Here is a 1,200-nt window from a genome sequence, read left to right as displayed (position 1 = left end):
GATTACTCGATGATCTTGGCGACGACGCCGGCGCCGACGGTGCGACCGCCTTCACGGATGGCGAAGCGCAGACCTTCTTCCATGGCGATCGGAGCAATCAGCTTGACCGTGATCGACACGTTGTCACCCGGCATGACCATTTCCTTGCCTTCGGGCAGCTCGATGGAGCCGGTCACGTCGGTGGTACGGAAGTAGAACTGCGGGCGATAGTTGTTGAAGAACGGGGTGTGACGGCCACCTTCGTCCTTGGACAGCACGTAGACCTCACCGGTGAAGTGGGTGTGCGGCTTGATGGAGCCGGGCTTGCACAGCACCTGGCCGCGCTGCACGTCTTCGCGCTTGGTGCCGCGCAGCAGGATACCGACGTTGTCGCCGGCCTGACCCTGGTCGAGCAGCTTGCGGAACATTTCCACGCCGGTGCAGGTGGTCTTCTGGGTGGTGGAGATACCGACGATTTCGATTTCTTCACCGACCTTGATGATGCCGCGCTCGATACGACCGGTCACGACGGTGCCGCGGCCGGAGATGGAGAACACGTCTTCCACGGGCATCAGGAAGGCACCGTCCACCGCGCGCTCGGGCGTGGGGATGTAGGTGTCCAGGGCGTCGGCCAGCTTCATGATGGCTTCTTCACCCAGGGGGCCCTTGTCGCCTTCGAGGGCGAGCTTGGCCGAGCCGTGGATGATGGGGGTGGCGTCGCCGGGGAAGTCGTACTTGTCCAGGAGTTCGCGCACTTCCATTTCAACGAGTTCGAGCAGTTCGGCGTCGTCGACCATGTCGCACTTATTCAGGAACACGATGATGTAGGGCACGCCGACCTGACGGGCCAGCAGGATGTGTTCGCGGGTCTGGGGCATAGGACCGTCAGCGGCGGAGCACACCAGCACGGCGCCGTCCATCTGGGCGGCACCGGTGATCATGTTCTTGACGTAGTCGGCGTGGCCGGGGCAGTCGACGTGGGCGTAGTGGCGGTTGGCCGTTTCGTATTCCACGTGGGCGGTGTTGATGGTGATGCCGCGCGCTTTTTCTTCGGGAGCCGCGTCGATCTGGTCGTAGGCCTTGGCCGAGCCGCCGAACTTGGCCGCCAGCACCGTGGTGATGGCCGCCGTCAGCGTGGTCTTGCCGTGGTCAACGTGACCAATGGTGCCCACGTTCACGTGCGGCTTGGTCCGCTCAAATTTCTCTTTTGCCATTTTTCAA

At 62.8% G+C, this 1,200-nt stretch carries 1 protein-coding gene; it reads right to left on the bottom strand.

Annotation, left to right across the window (positions count from 1 at the left end):
- Nucleotides 1–2 precede the first annotated feature (2 nt).
- Nucleotides 3–1,193: an elongation factor Tu gene (gene tuf / locus HTA01S_RS24385; protein WP_068176647.1), complete on the bottom strand. Its 1,191-nt coding sequence runs from the start codon at nt 1,191–1,193 to the stop codon at nt 3–5.
- Between the last annotated feature and the right edge of the window lie 7 nt (nt 1,194–1,200).

It is taken from the genome of Hydrogenophaga taeniospiralis CCUG 15921, assembly GCF_001592305.1.
Lineage (GTDB): Bacteria > Pseudomonadota > Gammaproteobacteria > Burkholderiales > Burkholderiaceae_C > Hydrogenophaga > Hydrogenophaga taeniospiralis.
The sequence above is the reverse complement of the archived record's forward strand: the minus strand, read 5'-3'. Positions and strand labels throughout refer to the sequence as shown.

Excerpts from the sequence above, each read along its gene's own strand:
- tuf (WP_068176647.1), bottom strand. The coding sequence starts at position 1,193 with ATGGCAAAAGAGAAATTTGAGCGGACCAAGCCGCACGTGAACGTGGGC.